Raw genomic sequence first — 15,903 nt, forward strand, 5'->3', positions numbered from 1 at the left:
TTTTGACGCATGGCGTGCCAAAAACCACGCATCGTTATGATCCGTATACCATTTATAGAGAACTTAGTACGCATTTCATTGATAATGTTCTTCGGGTAAGGGTACACTGTACGAAAGTTCTCTAACACCACGTCACAATGGAACATCTATCATTTTTTTGGCTACCAAATAACAAAGATAAGCTTATAAAAGCGCTTGAATCTGAATTCGCCCAATTGGTCGAACAATCCATATCTACGGGTAAAATTTCGTTACCACCCATCCCCGATGTAGTCATCAAAATTCAAAAACTTTGTATAGAAGAAAACACCACGGTTTCTGATGTCGCAAATTGCCTTTTAGAAGATCCAGGGTTAGCTGCTATTGTGATTCGCGTAGCCAACTCGGTGATTTTTAACCGAAGAAACATTACTTGTAGTGATTTAACTACCGCCGTCTCTCGTTTAGGTATCTTCCGCGTTCGAGACATCGTGACCGCACAAGCTATCGAGCAATTGAAACACGCGGTCAATCTGAGTAAAGAGTGCAATGACATACTGGTAAAAAGTGCGGCCGTCTCTCGAGAGCTTGGCGCCACGATGGTGCTGGTCGTACAAGAATTCCACAAACACGAGCCTTCTGTTTACACACATCTGGAGCTGGAAAAGGCACTTCTAGTTGGCTTATTGGCCGATATTGGCTTGTTCTGCCTCATTAACGAATATCACCTGTATCTGGATAGTGGCAATTACCTTGACCCTGATATCGCGTTGCAAATCTTCCAAACTCGCTGCTCTGCAACCAGTAAGTTGGTGCTAGAACGCTGGGGGTTCGACAACGATTTTCGAGAAGTCTCTTCAAACGAAAAGTTTGTTACCGCTCGTCCAGAAGTCAGTTATTTGGACATTGCTCGAATTGCAAACCACTTATTGATGTTCCGCAATCAAGACGAACGTATTGATGAACATGAAGTGGAATTCAATTTAACAGGTGCAGAGGTCTTGTATGACCTAAGCAATATGAGTGATACTGACTTTCGAAACGAAATCAACGCAGTACTCAGTGCTAGCGGCTTGTAATTAAGTTAACTAACGTCATCCACGATAAACATTAAACTCAAGGTCGAGTGTTGTTTTATCAGTGGCTTTTGTCTCCGGCTTGTCTCACTAAGGAATTATCAAGTTTTATGTTCTCAGGGATGCTATTCATTTTTGCCCCTCTTGTAGTGGGGTACTTAATTCCTATTTCTCGCGCAGCTTTACTAGAGAAAATTAACCAATCAACTTCATACCTTATTTACGTCATTCTTTCGTTGATGGGTTTAAGTTTAGCTGCCTTAGACAACTTGAGTAGCAACTTGCAGAGTATACTGCTGTACGCTGGTACTTTTTTCGTCTGCTTGAGTGTATGTAACTTACTCGCTCTGCCAATAATCGATAAGATTATTCCGTTGCAGACCAATCACAACCAAAACAAGCTTCCACTTTCTTCTATGGCATTAGAATCAGTAAAACTGATTGTTGTCGTTGGTGGAGGCTTAATTGCTGGTCTCATTTTGCCGATAGGTCTGGAGTGGGTAGATACCGCGAGCGAATGGATCCTCTTTCTTCTGCTCTTTTTCATCGGCATCCAACTCAGAAACAGCGGTTTAACTCTGAGACAGATCTTGCTCAACAAACAAGGCATGGCGATTGCTGCCATTGTTATCGCCACTTGTATGCTCGGCGGCGTTATCGCTTCTGTGATTTTAGACTTACCACTTTATCAAGCATTAGCGATGTCTTCCGGATTTGGCTGGTACTCATTAGCAGGCATTTTGATGGGCGACGCATTTGGCCCTGTGTTTGGTGGGGCGTCTTTCCTTATCGAACTCATGCGTGAGTTGATAGCGCTGGTCGCGATCCCACTCTTTATCCGTAGCTACCCTTGTACGGCTATCGGTTATGCGGGCGCAACTGCGATGGACTTTACATTACCTGTGATTCAAACCACAGGTGGCGTCCGCTGCGTCCCTGTCGCTATTGTTAGTGGTTTTATCTTGAGTTTACTTGTGCCCGTTATGATGCTTTTCTTTGTATCACTTGCTAGCTAGATCTCAGGTTTTATCTTTAACATCCATTACAATACGGCAAAAATTTAAATACCCAGTTAACGTTAAAGTGGTCAGTACACTGACAACTTATTAATTTGAATTTTGTTATTTAGCCCAACGATTTATACAACAAATCCAATTGATAAGAGCAACCTCATTCGATGCGCTTTAACGTTAATGAAGGGATAACAACCAGAAGGAAGAAGAATGAAACGCTTTGTCGTTGCAGCGCTCCTCGCTACAAGCTCAACTTTTACGTTTGCCGCAGATCAACAGTGTCTTGCTAACAAGTACGATGGCTATGTCGATGCTTCACTACAATGGTATCAAGATCTTGTTGATTTAACGGTCTCCCAATATCCTGACTTAAAAGAAGTCAGCCAGTGGTTCTTAGATGGTCGCAAACACCACTTTGAACTTAATCGTGAGGCTGTTCATTACTTTCTTAAAAATGATCCAAGCCGCGTAGCAACAGAACAACCTATCGAAGCTTGGTTGAAATTAGAGCAACACGATGTCAAACAGCTTGCAAGTCGCAGTGATGATTTAGGTGAAGCCGCTAAGAAAACATTTAGTGATCGTCAATCAACCAATCATCCGAAAAACTACGAACTTCGCTCAGCGTTTGCTGATTTGTTAAGTCACCCTCAACAAATTGACACGGCACTCAACAAGTACAACCAATCGATTGAGAAGCTTGAAAAACAAAAGTGTGACTAATCTCTAACTGACTCTAAAACCTCCGGTTTAGAGCGATTAGATATGACCACGCTTTCATTTCAGTAACATGGGTTTCAATAATTAAAACGGGACTTTGCGCCCGTTTTAGTTTAGATTGTGCCGCTCGCATTACCAAAATAACTACAAATGATTCTTTGCCATGGTTAAGGAACAAAAAACCGCTGACGTTAGCTTTGAGAGCTTGCTAAAGATCTTCACCGTACCTGAAGGTCCTGATTCTACGTTGACAAAAATTGACGAAAGTCTCTCCCGAAACTTAAACCAATTTCTTCGTGAACACATCGTGGCAGAAGAAAAGCCTTTACGTGAAATCGAAAAAGACTTTTCTTCTGCTCAGATTCCTGAGCAACCTGAATTCGTGTCAGACCACACCGAGCACCTGCTAGACACGTTAGTGTCGCACTCGGTTCACACTTCAGCCCCAAGTTTTATCGGTCACATGACCTCGGCGCTACCCTACTTCTTGATGCCTTTATCCAAGATCATGATCGCGCTAAACCAAAACTTGGTTAAGATCGAAACATCAAAAGCATTCACACCTCTTGAACGTCAAGTTTTAGGGATGTTACACCGCTTAATTTACGGTCAAAACGACAAGTTTTATCGTAAATGGATGCACAGCGCGAACCATTCACTTGGTGCGTTTTGCTCTGGTGGCACAATCGCGAACATTACGGCACTTTGGGTTGCACGCAATAAAGCGTTGAAAGCAGACGGTGATTTCAAAGGGGTAGAAAAAGAAGGTCTATTCAAAGCCATGAAGCACTATGGCTACGAAGGCCTTGCAGTTCTGGTTTCAGAACGTGGTCACTATTCACTTAAAAAAGCAGCAGACGTACTTGGCTTAGGTCAAGAGGGTTTAGTCGCGGTGAAAACCGATGCAAACAACCGTATTGTTGTTGACGACCTAAAAGCAAAAATTGCCGAGCTTAAAGAACAAAACATCAAACCAATTGCGGTTATCGGTGTCGCTGGCACGACAGAAACGGGGAACGTCGATCCTCTGTCGCAGATCGCTCAAGTGTGCCAAGAGCACAATTGTCACTTCCATGTAGATGCCGCTTGGGGTGGTGCAACGTTGATGTCTAATCATTACCGTCACCTTCTCGAAGGTGTTGAACTGGCTGACTCAGTGACTATCGACGCGCACAAACAACTGTACATCCCTATGGGTGCAGGCATGGTGTTGTTCAAAGACCCAGACGCGATGAAATCCATTGAACACCATGCGCAATATATCTTACGTAAAGGTTCAAAAGATTTAGGTAGTCATACACTAGAAGGCTCTCGCTCAGGCATGGCCATGTTAGTGTATGCGGCGATGCACATTATTAGTCGCCCAGGCTACGAACTATTGATCGACCAAAGTATCGAGAAAGCGCGCTACTTTGCCGATCTCATCAAACAGCAAGATGACTTCGAACTCGTTTCTGAACCGGAGCTTTGTCTACTGACCTACCGCTATCTACCGCCATTGATTCGTGAAGCGCTAGATAAAGCGGAAGGTACTCAAAAGGAAAAACTAAACGAGCTCATCAACCAGCTCACGCAGTTTATCCAGAAGCGTCAACGTGAAACGGGCAAATCGTTTGTTTCTCGTACAAGACTGAACCCTGACCAATGGCAAAGAATGAACACCATCGTATTCCGAGTGGTACTAGCCAACCCATTGACGACCAGAGATATCTTGAGCTCAGTACTGGACGAACAACGCGAAATCGCCAAACAAGCACCAAGTTTGACAGCAAAAATCGAAGAAATGGCCTCAGATATTTTAGGCGCGTAAGCTTAAGAATGAGTTACATCAACTTGAAAATTTATTTCTTTTTGATGTAACTCAAACATCATTCTCGTGCGACTGGCGCAACAAAACTACGATTCCACATTCAATTCTGTAGTTTTTACAACATTTTGTTTGAGGCCTGTCAAATTCTCACTAAATAGTAACCGTATTTGGTTTAGCCAGATTGAAGATCAGGTTTATACTGAAACTATGGCGCTGGTAGTTTTCGTTAACGCCCCTCTCTAACTTAGAAACCGATGTGTTTCCACCCGTTAACAGAGCCAGCGAGTTGTTCTCTATACCCTCGTGAACACTATGAATACATTAGAAAAAATTCAAAAAAATCTGGAGAATTTCAGTAAGTCAGAGCGCAAAGTTGCAGAAGTAATTATGGCGTCTCCACAAACTGCGATTCATTCTAGCATTGCAACGTTAGCAAAAATGGCTGACGTGAGTGAGCCCACTGTAAACCGCTTCTGTCGCCGCCTGGATACCAAAGGTTTCCCGGATTTTAAACTTCACTTAGCTCAGAGCCTTGCTAACGGTACGCCATATGTAAACCGTAATGTGGAAGAAGATGATGGCCCAGATGCATACACGCATAAGATTTTCGAATCGACAATGGCGTGTTTGGATGTTGCTAAAAATAGCCTAGACCCGATGCAAGTAAACCGTGCGGTTGACTTGCTGACTCAAGCAAAACGTATTTCTTTCTTTGGTCTTGGTGCGTCTTCATCTGTTGCTCGCGATGCTCAAAACAAGTTCATCCGTTTTAATATCCCAATTACTTGTTTTGAAGATATTGTCATGCAACGCATGAGCTGTATTAACTGCAGCGACAACGACGTGATTGTTCTCATTTCTCATACTGGTCGCACGAAAAGCCAAGTTGAAATTGCGAATCTGGCTCGTGAGAACGGTGCAACTGTCATCGCTATCACTGCGAAAGATTCTCCATTAGAGAAAGCAAGTTCACTGGCTATCACTTTAGATATTCCTGAAGATACGGACGTATACATGCCAATGGCAAGCCGTGTCGTTCAAATGACCGTTATCGACGTATTAGCCACAGGCTTTACACTTCGCCGTGGTACAGGTTTCCGCGAAAACCTAAAACGCGTGAAAGATGCCTTAAAAGACAGTCGTTATGACAAGCTAAGTCAGTACTAAGCATTGATTAAGGGGAGCCAATTGGCTCCCCTTTTTATTTCTTCTCGCAACGACTTTACTTGTATTTACTCATTCACACTTGATAAATCGCTTCTCGATTCCAATACCTCTACTGAACTCATGTGCGGCGTGCTTTCTGCAGCACAATCTCCACTGCAATCGCACACTTGTTTTAGTATGAACACCAAACGCTCCTGATTAAGAGGTAAAGGGTTACCTTTAATCGCAACAGACTTAAGCGCATCGTTTGCTACCTGTTCAAACGAAGTTTGGCAAACACCAAACTTACCAAGCAATGGCAATTCTAGCTTATCTAACACCATCGTGACCCAAAGCACGCCGTCATGTTCATTCGCATTCGCTCTGTCCGTGACAAGTCGAGCCAGTTTTCGATAACGATTGATCACATCATTCCTGCCCGCTTGCTTTGCTGCATTGATGTTTTCTTGCATCACATGAGGTGCTAAACGTGCAGTTATCACACTGTGCGGAGCATCAAGTTTCCCACCAAGAGCAGAGGCTAACCCATGAGCAGCGCCCAATTTAGCGTTAGTGATCGCCATCCCTCCAAGCAAAGCCGCAAAAGATAAATCCGAACGAGCCTTATGATTATCCTGCTTGCAGCCTGCAATCACTGATCGACTCAATCGACGAAGCCCTTCTTCGCATACCATATCAGTGAGAGGATTCGGCTCGCCGCACACATAAGCTTCCATCAGATGCGTAAATGCATCCATAGCGCCTCGTCCAGATGTGTATTGATCTGTCCCATAAGTCAATGTTGGGTCGACAATCGCAACGTCAGCCAACATGTCCGGACTTCTTAAACTTACTTTTACTTTGTCCTGCCCTGACTTCAGAACGGCATTTCTAGTCACTTCTGAGCCGGTACTCGCAGTCGTGGGAATCGCGATGAAGTGAATCGGTTTCGCTTTGAGAGGAACGTTTCTTCCAACTACTTCCACATAATCGTAGACATTACCCTGATTGGGAATGATTGCGGCCAATGCCTTGCCCATGTCGATGACGCTACCACCGCCGATCGCGATGACCATATCAGGTTGAAATTTTCGCCCGAGCACCGCCGTCTCTTCCACCATCGTAATGTTGGGCTCCCCATTGATGGCGACGTGCTGATAACGCATATTTTGAGCTTTGAGATAATTGATGATGGGTGTGGCGCGCTGAGTCTCTTTTCCCGTCACGAGCAAGACGCTATACCCAAATTGACTGATAACTGATAGTGAAGATTGGAGCGCTCCTTCACCGAAAATAATCCGTGTTGCAGTCATAAACTGAAACATACACTTCCTCCCCAAAACGACAACTTTTAATAGATTGCTATGGTTTGCGTTAAAAAAAGTTGACCCAATCCACCTTGCCATCAATAACCCTTCAAAAAGTATGTTTTTATGCGTCACTTCACATAGTTACCATGTCATTTTTAAGGTTTATTTTTGTCCGAGTAAGCGGTTATTTACGTCTTTTGGTTTAAAGCTCGTTTAGTTTTTATCCGATAGATTTCGCCTATAGATACAAGAGGTAATTGCTGCTTTATTTCCGTATCTGGATAAGGCATAGTTACTTCAACAAAAGAGAGCGCACCAAGCCTCTATGTTTGTACGCTTTCAAAAAAGAATAGATTTAGGAGAAATAAGAATATGTTCGTTGTTATTTTTGGTCGTCCTGCATGTCCTTACTGTGTTCGCGCTAAAGAACACGCAGAAACACTAAAAGCTAAACGTGATGACTTTAACTACCGTTACGTTGATATCCAAGCTGAAGGCATTTCTAAAGCAGACCTTGAGAAGACAGTTGGCAAACCAGTTGAAACTGTTCCTCAAATCTTCATCGACCAAGAACACATCGGTGGTTGTGACGATTTCGAAGCTTACGCGAAAGAGCACCTAGGTCTATTCGACGAGTAATAAGCATTAGATTTTTTAAAAGCCGCATAATGCGGCTTTTTTATTATTTTTCAGCTTGTTACTTCCCTAAGTCAACTAATAGCAAAACCTAAAAAAATTCACTTATCTTTTTGCTATATTTAGTTACAATTCGCAGTTCTAAACCTTTTTTGGCACACACTTTACCGAGCCACACAGTGAACATAGACGTCGTACAACTTCTCGATCAAAACCCCATTCTTCTAATCTTCGTCGTATTAGCCATTGGCCTTGCCATCGGAAAAATTCGCTTTGGAAACCTACAGTTAGGTAACTCTATAGGTGTTCTAATTACCTCTCTGATCATGGGTCATTTAGGCTTTTCCTTCAACGCAGAAGCGCTAACCATCGGCTTTATGCTCTTTATCTATTGCGTTGGCATAGAAGCTGGACCTAACTTTTTTGGCATCTTCTTTAGGGATGGTAAACACTACTTCATCCTCAGTATGACCGTGCTTGTCGCTGCAGTGAGCTTAACTTACGGTTTAAGCCACTACTTTGGCCTCGATTTCGGTCTTTCTGCCGGTATGATGGCCGGTGCATTGACAGCGACACCTGTTCTAGTTGGTGCTCAAGATGCTTTGAACTCTGGTCTTGCGACAATACCGCGCAATATGGATTTTTCTTTGGTATTAGAAAATCTATCCGTAGGTTACGCGATGGCTTATCTGATTGGTTTGATCAGCATGATCATGTTCGCTAAGTTGCTACCAAAGTTACAAAAGCAGAACCTTTCAGACTCTGCTCAACAAATCGCTCAAGAGCGTGGCCTTGGTAACTCAAGCCAGCGCAAAGTTTATCTACCTATTATTCGCGCATATCGAGTTGGCCCGGAGCTTATCGATTGGACAGACGGCAAAAACTTACGTGAACTTGGTATTTATCGCCAAACGGGTTGTTACATTGAGCGTATTCGCCGTAATGGTATTCTCGCCCACCCTGATGGTGATGCGATTTTGCAAGAAGGCGATGAAATAGCACTGGTAGGCTTCCCTGACAGCCACGCTCGTTTGGACCCAAGCTTCCGCAACGGTAAAGAAGTGTTCGACCGTAACCTTCTCGATCTGCGTATTGTGGAAGAAGAGATTGTCGTTAAGAGCGACGCGATTGCCGGCAAACGTCTATCTGATTTGAACCTGTCTGAGTTCGGTTGTTTCCTTAACCGCGTAGTTCGTGCGCAAATCGAAATGCCAATGGATTTAGACATTGTTCTTGCCAAAGGTGATGTACTTCAGGTGAGTGGTGAGAAGAGTCGTGTACATGGCCTTGCTGAGAAAATCGGTTTCATCTCGATTCACAGCCAAATGGCCGACTTATTGGCGTTCTGTAGCTTCTTTATTCTTGGCATTATGTTTGGCCTAGTGACCATGACATTTGGTCAAGTGTCGTTTAGCTTAGGTAACGCGGTAGGCCTTTTGCTGTCAGGTATTACACTAGGCTTCCTTAGAGCCAACCACCCTACTTTCGGCTACGTACCGCAAGGCGCGTTAAACATGGTCAAAGACCTTGGTTTAATGTTCTTTATGGTCGGTATCGGTTTGAGTGCTGGTGGCAAGATGTTCGAGCACTTGACTCAAGTTGGCCCACAGGTGATCGGCCTTGCGTTTATTGTTAGTGTCGTGCCTGTTGTGATTGCTTACCTTGTTGGTGCATACATTTTGAAGATGAACCGCGCATTGCTATTCGGGGCGATCATTGGCGCACGTACTTGTGCACCGGCGATGGATGTTGTAAACGAATACGCGAAGTCGACGATTCCAGCTCTTGGTTATGCGGGTACTTATGCGATAGCCAACATCCTAATGACGCTAGCTGGTACGATTTTGATAATTTTGAGTTAACCGGTTTGAGTTTGATGAAACGGCTCAATCATCAAGTACAAAAAAGGCGCTCAATGAGCGCCTTTTGCATATCTATCCAATCAATTAGATTTGAATGAAGTCTGTCTCTACTGCTGGATTTACGTCAGCGTCGTAGTCAACACCTTCGACACCAAAACCGAATAGCTTCAAGAACTCTTCTTTGTACTCAACGTAGTCAGTTAGCTCTTTTAGGTTTTCAGTTGTAATTTGTGGCCATAGCTCACGACAGTGTTGTTGGATATCTTCACGCAGTTCCCAGTCATCCAGACGTAGACGATTCATATCATCCACTTCTGCTGCGCTGCCATCTTCTTTGTAAAGACGTTGGCTGAACATGCGGTAGATTTGCTCCATACAACCTTCGTGTACACCTTCTTCACGCATCTTCTTGAATACCATTGCGATGTAAAGAGGCATAACCGGAATTGCAGAGCTTGCTTGAGTAACAACTGACTTAAGTACAGCAACGTTTGCGCTGCCGCCAGTTGCACCTAGTTTCTCGTTTAGCGCTTTTGCCGCACGATCTAGGTCCATTTTAGCTTTACCTAGCGCGCCATCCCAGTAGATTGGCCACGTTAGTTCAGTACCGATGTAGCTGTAAGCGACTGTCTTACAACCTTCCGCTAATACACCAGCGTCAGAAAGTGCATTGATCCAAAGTTCCCAGTCTTCACCGCCCATTACGGTTACTGTGTCTTTGATTTCTTCTTCTGTCGCAGGCTCAACGCTTGCTTCAATGATTACGTCTTTGTTGGTATCAACCGCTGTCGATGTGTAAGTCTCACCGATAGGTTTAAGAGCTGAACGAATAAGCTCACCTGTTTCTGGCATTTTACGCACTGGTGAAGCCAGTGAGTAAACCACCATATCAACCTGACCTAGGTCTTCTTTGATCAGATCAATGGTTTTCTGTTTCGCTTCATTTGAGAAAGCATCGCCGTTTAGGCTTTTAGCGTATAGGCCTTCTTCACGAGCAAGCTTTTCAAAAGCGGCCGCATTGTAGAAGCCTGCCGTACCAGGTTTCTTCTCTGTGCCTTCTTTTTCGAAGAACACACCGATAGTTGATGCGCCGCCACCAAATGCCGCAGCGATACGAGAAGATAGACCGTAGCCACTTGAAGCACCAACGACAAGAACGCGTTTAGGCGCGTTTTTGATTGGGCCTTGCGCTTTTGTGTAAGCAATTTGTTCTTTTACGTTAGCTTCACAACCAACTGGGTGCGTTGTAGTACAGATAAATCCACGAATTCTAGGTTTGATGATCATATTCAACTTCCTTTAAAAAACCTTGTTAGGATAAAAGTTTCGCTCGAAGTTCGCATCTAATTTCTGTAAAAATGCTTCGAAAATGCAAGTGGTTGGAGCACTATCTCTCCTTGTCATGAGTAAAAGACACAAAAAAGCACCTCTAGGAGGTGCTTTTCATTACCGAGGTTCACTCATTAGGCTGCTGGATTCAAGTGTGATTTTTTCGGGCTATCAGTACGAACTTCAGAGAAATCATGACTGAAGTGGTCTACTTGAATAGCTTTGTAACGAAGTTGGTCAGCAGCAGTGATCTTTTCAACCTCTTGCTCTGTCAACACACCAGCGTCAAGTGCTTGCTGTAAGCGATCTTGAAGAAGACCTTTACGAGCCACTTTGCCATCTTTCGCTGCTTTCATTAGCTTACGCTCCAATGGTTTGACGTCGTACATGGCTAGGAAGGCATTTTCCATCAAACCTACGCTATCATTTTCGGATTTACCGATGTAACACAAGTGGGTTAAACGGTCACGCTGCACGCCTGGGGTCATCATGGCTTCAGCAATGCTGACACTTAACTCATCACTTGGTTTGTCGAAGTGATTCCCTAGTGGGAATAACAAGCCTTTCAACACGCCACCAACATATTTCACTGGGAAGTTTGCGTACGCTTCGTTCAGCGATTTAGCTGCGTTGTACAAACAGTATTGGACAGCGTAATGCACGAAGTTTAAGTCGCCTTGCTGACGCCCTTCATCTTCGTATTTTTTCAACGTCGCGGATGCCATGTACAGGTAGCTCAAACCATCACCCAAACGTGCAGAAATCATCTCTTTACGCTTCAAGTCACCACCTAACGTCAACATGGCAAAATCGGCGCTTACCGCTAACGCTCGGCTCAGGCGGGTGATGTCTTTGTAGTAGCGTTGAGTTGGACCGCTCATATTCGCTTTCACAAAGCGCGAGCCTGTTAGTGCTGCACCTAGCGCACCAAACGTATTCCCCATCGCATGACCAATATGTTTGAACAATAGAGAATCAAACTCTTTCGCCCCCTGCTCTGAGTCTGGATTCGCCGCCGCTTCCATCTCTTTAAGCACATATGGATGACAACGGGTCGCACCTTGACCAAAGATCATCAAGTTACGCGTTAGGATATTTGCACCTTCAACTGTAATCGCAACAGGAATACCCAAGTAGTGTTTTGCAAGATAGTTCATTGGACCATCTTGAATCGCACGACCTGCGTGAATATCGAACGAGTCGTTCAAAATCGTACGTGCAATTTCAGTCATGTGGTATTTGGCAATAGCCGTAACAATGCCAGGTTTCTCTTTCATATCGAGAGAGGTAGTCGTCAACGTACGCGTTGCTTCCAAAAGATAAGTCAGACCGCCAATACGACCCATCGCTTCTGCTACCCCTTCGAACTTACCGATAGACATACCAAACTGCTTACGTACGTATGCATAAGCGCCAGTGGTTCTGGTTGTCAGGTGGCCGATTGCAGTACCAAGTGCTGGCAGTGAAATACCGCGGCCAGCAGACAAACACTCAACCAACATACGCCAGCCTTTGCCCGCGTAATCTGAGCCACCGATGAGCCAATCCATTGGAATGAAAACATCTTCACCACGAGTCGGACCATTCATGAAAGCAGAACCAAGTGGATCGTGACGCTCACCAATTTCAACGCCGTCATGGTCAGCCGGAATGAGCGCACAAGTAATGCCTACGTCTTTCTTATCGCCGAGTAAACCGTCTGGGTCCTGCAGCTTGAAAGCTAGACCAAGAACAGTCGCAACAGGTGCAAGTGTGATGTAACGCTTGTTCCAGCTAACTCGAACACCAAGCACCTCTTCGCCATCGTGCATGCCGTAACACACCACACCCTGGTCAGGAATGCCGCCCGCATCTGAACCTGCTTCCGGTCCAGTCAAAGCAAAACAAGGAATGTCCGTACCATCAGCAAGACGTGGTAACCAGTAATCTTTTTGCTCCTGAGTGCCGTAGTGAGAAAGAAGCTCACCTGGACCCAACGAGTTAGGAACCATTACCGATACCGCAACACTAATACTGCGCGTTGCAATACGAGACACAATCGTTGAATTTGCCAAAGCAGAAAACTCACGGCCACCATACTCTTTCGAGATAATCAGTGAGAAGAAACGTTCTTTGCGCAAGTATTCCCACACCTCCGGTGGCAAATCACGATCTTCTTTCACGATTTTTTGATCGTCTAGCATGTCTAAGAGCGTTTCAAGTTCATTATCCATAAACGCTTGCTCTTCAGCAGTTAACGTCGGCGCTGGGTAATGGTGTAGCGTCGTAAAGTTTGGCTTGCCAGAAAACAACTCGGCATCCCACCATACACTACCGGCTTCCATCGCTTCTTTTTCTGTACTCGACAGCGGAGGAAGAACTTTCTTAAACACTTTAAATGCTGGGTCACTAATCCATTTTCTTCGTAGAGAGCTCATAGTTCAGATCCTTTTGTTCACGTCACCGCTTGCGGCTAATCCTTATTATTGGTTTCACTTTTTACTTGTCGTTATCGAGCGACTATTTCGCCGACATACCAGCGGACAAGTAAGGAATCAGTAAATCGACGACAGATTTCACATCGATTTCTTTTTCAAATTTGCTTTCTGCCAGCTCGGTCAAAGCTTGACTTGAGGCCATCGTAAATACGCACGTTCCCAACGTGAAATGTAATCGCCAAAACAACAACTCTTCCGTCAACTCTGGGTTTGCTTTCATGATAGAGAAAGTAAACAAATTCAATACTTCTGAGTATCGAGTGCTGATAAACCAACGCAAATGCCCTTGTACATCGGTGTAACCTCGACCAATCAACAACATAAATAGTGCTGTACCATTTGGTCTAACATCATTAAGTGTACGCAGTGGTAAACGTAATGATTCAAACACTTCGTCCATGTTGTAGCTTTCGCGGGTATTCAACTCAATGAGAGACGCCTTTATGCTCGGCATCAGTGCTTCAAGGTACCGGTCTAATACCGCGCGCACTAACGTCTTTTTGTCACCAAAGTGATAATTCACCGATGCAAGATTCACATTTGCTTTGCCTGTAATGGTTCTTAGCGACGTATCATTGAAACCATATTCAGCAAAAAGTCCTTCTGCGACATCGAGTATTTTTTCTTTTGTTGTGCTTCTCGGGGCCATTTTAATCACTCGTATTAAACAACTGTTTGAAAATATACTCCCGAAACTTTAGATTAACAAATGATTAACATCACATTTCCAGACATTGGTCGGACCACGAAGTAGATAAGCCACTTAAAAGAATGAATTTGAAACGAATAAATTTAGTGCAAAATTTTTTGAAAAAAAATGGAACTGTTCTGAAATAGCTCGGTCTGAATAGATGTAACAACTAGGGCATTTAAAGTTTCACTGGCCGTCAAACTTGTTTCAATCTAATTGTTACGTTGCTGCTTTTTTCTTATTAACTCCTATGTTTGTATCCGCCCAGTCAACTTTTCGGCTGGGCTTTTTTTCGCCTGTCGATCAGGCTTAATCTAACGCTCTTCAAAAACAAAAAGCCTCCCAAGTGGGAGGCTTTGAGTTAAAAATCAGTTAAATACGAAGTTAGTCTTGTGCTTTCTTTGGTAATGAGAAATGCAGTAGAGCGTAACCAAGTACCGCTGCAGTAGTTGAGCCCATCAAAATACCTAATCGAGCGTATGTATCAAACTCAGGGCTTACGTTACCGAACGCCAGTGAAGAGATAAAGATCGACATCGTAAAACCGATACCACACAACACTGATACCGCGAAGATATGCTTGAAGTTTATACCCTCTGGTAGCTTCGCAACGCCCAGTTTCACAGCTGCCCAGCTAAAGCTGAAGATACCTAGAGGCTTACCAATCAATAGACCTAGTGCAATACCTAGAGGCAGCATTGAAGTTAGGCCAGACATCGATACGCCTTCTAGCGAGATACCTGCGTTCGCAAATGCAAACAGAGGAAGAATACCAAATGCGACATAAGGGTGAAGAGCATGCTCCATGTGTTTCAGTGGAGAGTGTTCGCCCTGCTTTCCTTTCAGCGGGATCGCGAAACCGATCACTACACCTGCCAATGTTGCGTGAACACCAGACTTAAGTACAGCAAACCACAGAATCGCACCTACAATCATGTACGGTGTTAGCTTGGTGACTTCTTTCGCGTTCAGCATGAACAGTACACCTGTCATGACGAAGCCGACAAGCAATGCCATTGAAGAAAGATCACCGGTGTAGAACAGAGCAATGATGACTACAACACCTAAGTCGTCAATGATCGCAAGAGCCAACAAAAATACTTTTAGGCTCACTGGTACGCGCTTACCAAGTAATGCCATGATACCCAGAGCAAATGCAATGTCTGTCGCCGCAGGAATTGCCCAACCAGAGATCGCTTCAGGGTCATTTGCATTAAAAGCAACGTAAATAAGTGCCGGAGCCAACATACCACCGACCGCAGCAATTGCAGGGAAGATGGCAGTTTCTTTCGATTTTAACGCGCCTTCAAGCAGCTCGCGCTTTACTTCAAGGCCAATAAGTAGGAAGAACACAGCCATCAGACCGTCGTTGATCCAGTGAGAAACAGACATACCAAATACATAAGTATGCAGTAGAGATTGATAAGTTTCGCCCAGTGGTGAGTTTGCAATGGTCATCGCAATTGCCGCTGCAATCACGAGAAGAATACCACCTGCGGATTCCATTTTGAAAAAGTCACGAATGACATCGTTCATGGTTTCGTCCTTATATTTATTATCTTAATAAACGATTAACAAAGAATGATAAGAGTGTATAGCTGCAGAAAATTTTAGAATAATCGCTTGTTCAGAGTATAAACTTCGATTTTTCCGAGGTTATCTTCATTACTCATCGTATTTTTCAACAAACTATTGAGACGAAGTAAGCCTTCTCGCCTCCTCTTATCTATCCAGTTATTAACCAAGATCGTTATTAAAGTAGCATAAGATGATGTCTCACTTCACGGTAAGTCTGTGATTTTTTAGACAGAACTAACGTGCTTCAGACACAAAAAAGCCACTTTGCTAAGTGGC

12 protein-coding genes are annotated in these 15,903 nt (G+C 44.1%); 7 read left to right on the forward strand and 5 right to left on the reverse strand.

Features of this window, described 5'->3' with window-relative positions:
- Positions 1 to 137 precede the first annotated feature (137 nt).
- The 5 genes from BIW15_RS15325 to BIW15_RS15345 all read left to right on the forward strand — a co-directional run bounded on the left by BIW15_RS15325 (position 138) and on the right by BIW15_RS15345 (position 5,765).
- Positions 138 to 1,058 carry an HDOD domain-containing protein gene (locus tag BIW15_RS15325; protein ID WP_020840442.1) on the forward strand — a complete coding sequence of 307 codons (921 nt, stop codon included), beginning with the start codon at positions 138 to 140 and terminating at the stop codon, positions 1,056 to 1,058.
- A 107-nt stretch (positions 1,059 to 1,165) separates the two neighbouring features.
- Positions 1,166 to 2,071 (forward strand): lysine exporter LysO family protein, encoded by a 906-nt coding sequence (locus tag BIW15_RS15330; protein WP_005483516.1) that lies wholly within the window; start codon positions 1,166 to 1,168, stop codon positions 2,069 to 2,071.
- Positions 2,072 to 2,278: 207 nt separating this feature from the next.
- Positions 2,279 to 2,791 (forward strand): hypothetical protein, encoded by a 513-nt coding sequence (locus BIW15_RS15335; protein ID WP_005483562.1) that lies wholly within the window; start codon positions 2,279 to 2,281, stop codon positions 2,789 to 2,791.
- A 160-nt stretch (positions 2,792 to 2,951) separates the two neighbouring features.
- Positions 2,952 to 4,598: a pyridoxal-dependent aspartate 1-decarboxylase PanP gene (panP, locus tag BIW15_RS15340; protein WP_015296574.1), complete on the forward strand. Its 1,647-nt coding sequence runs from the start codon at positions 2,952 to 2,954 to the stop codon at positions 4,596 to 4,598.
- 312 nt (positions 4,599 to 4,910) lie between these two features.
- On the forward strand, positions 4,911 to 5,765 hold the full coding sequence (locus tag BIW15_RS15345) for a MurR/RpiR family transcriptional regulator (RefSeq protein WP_005483567.1): 855 nt from the start codon (positions 4,911 to 4,913) through the stop codon (positions 5,763 to 5,765).
- A 65-nt stretch (positions 5,766 to 5,830) separates the two neighbouring features.
- Here the strand turns inward: BIW15_RS15345 and BIW15_RS15350 are convergent, their stop codons facing one another.
- Positions 5,831 to 7,069, reverse strand: a complete 1,239-nt coding sequence (locus tag BIW15_RS15350; RefSeq protein ID WP_179115291.1) for an iron-containing alcohol dehydrogenase — start codon at positions 7,067 to 7,069, stop codon at positions 5,831 to 5,833.
- A gap of 357 nt (positions 7,070 to 7,426) precedes the next feature.
- On the opposite strand from BIW15_RS15350, the gene BIW15_RS15355 reads away from it, so the two are divergent.
- Together BIW15_RS15355 and BIW15_RS15360 are read left to right on the forward strand one after the other, a co-directional pair.
- Positions 7,427 to 7,693: a GrxA family glutaredoxin gene (locus BIW15_RS15355; RefSeq protein WP_005459605.1), complete on the forward strand. Its 267-nt coding sequence runs from the start codon at positions 7,427 to 7,429 to the stop codon at positions 7,691 to 7,693.
- A 176-nt stretch (positions 7,694 to 7,869) separates the two neighbouring features.
- The gene (locus BIW15_RS15360; protein ID WP_005483552.1) at positions 7,870 to 9,552 is read left to right on the forward strand and encodes an aspartate:alanine antiporter; all 1,683 of its coding nucleotides are present in this window, start codon (positions 7,870 to 7,872) and stop codon (positions 9,550 to 9,552) included.
- An 84-nt stretch (positions 9,553 to 9,636) separates the two neighbouring features.
- Here the strand turns inward: BIW15_RS15360 and fabV are convergent, their stop codons facing one another.
- From fabV to nhaA, 4 genes are all read right to left on the reverse strand, one after another.
- Positions 9,637 to 10,839 carry an enoyl-ACP reductase FabV gene (fabV, locus tag BIW15_RS15365; protein WP_020840437.1) on the reverse strand — a complete coding sequence of 401 codons (1,203 nt, stop codon included), beginning with the start codon at positions 10,837 to 10,839 and terminating at the stop codon, positions 9,637 to 9,639.
- Between the two features lie 176 nt (positions 10,840 to 11,015).
- Positions 11,016 to 13,298, reverse strand: coding sequence for an acyl-CoA dehydrogenase (locus BIW15_RS15370; RefSeq protein WP_015296571.1), 2,283 nt, complete (start codon positions 13,296 to 13,298; stop codon positions 11,016 to 11,018).
- Between the two features lie 82 nt (positions 13,299 to 13,380).
- Positions 13,381 to 14,007, reverse strand: coding sequence for a TetR/AcrR family transcriptional regulator (locus tag BIW15_RS15375; protein ID WP_005462382.1), 627 nt, complete (start codon positions 14,005 to 14,007; stop codon positions 13,381 to 13,383).
- 426 nt (positions 14,008 to 14,433) lie between these two features.
- Positions 14,434 to 15,585 (reverse strand): Na+/H+ antiporter NhaA, encoded by a 1,152-nt coding sequence (nhaA, locus tag BIW15_RS15380; RefSeq protein ID WP_005462393.1) that lies wholly within the window; start codon positions 15,583 to 15,585, stop codon positions 14,434 to 14,436.
- Positions 15,586 to 15,903 lie beyond the last annotated feature (318 nt).

Source organism: Vibrio sp. SALL6 (assembly GCF_002002385.1).
GTDB lineage: Bacteria > Pseudomonadota > Gammaproteobacteria > Enterobacterales > Vibrionaceae > Vibrio > Vibrio parahaemolyticus.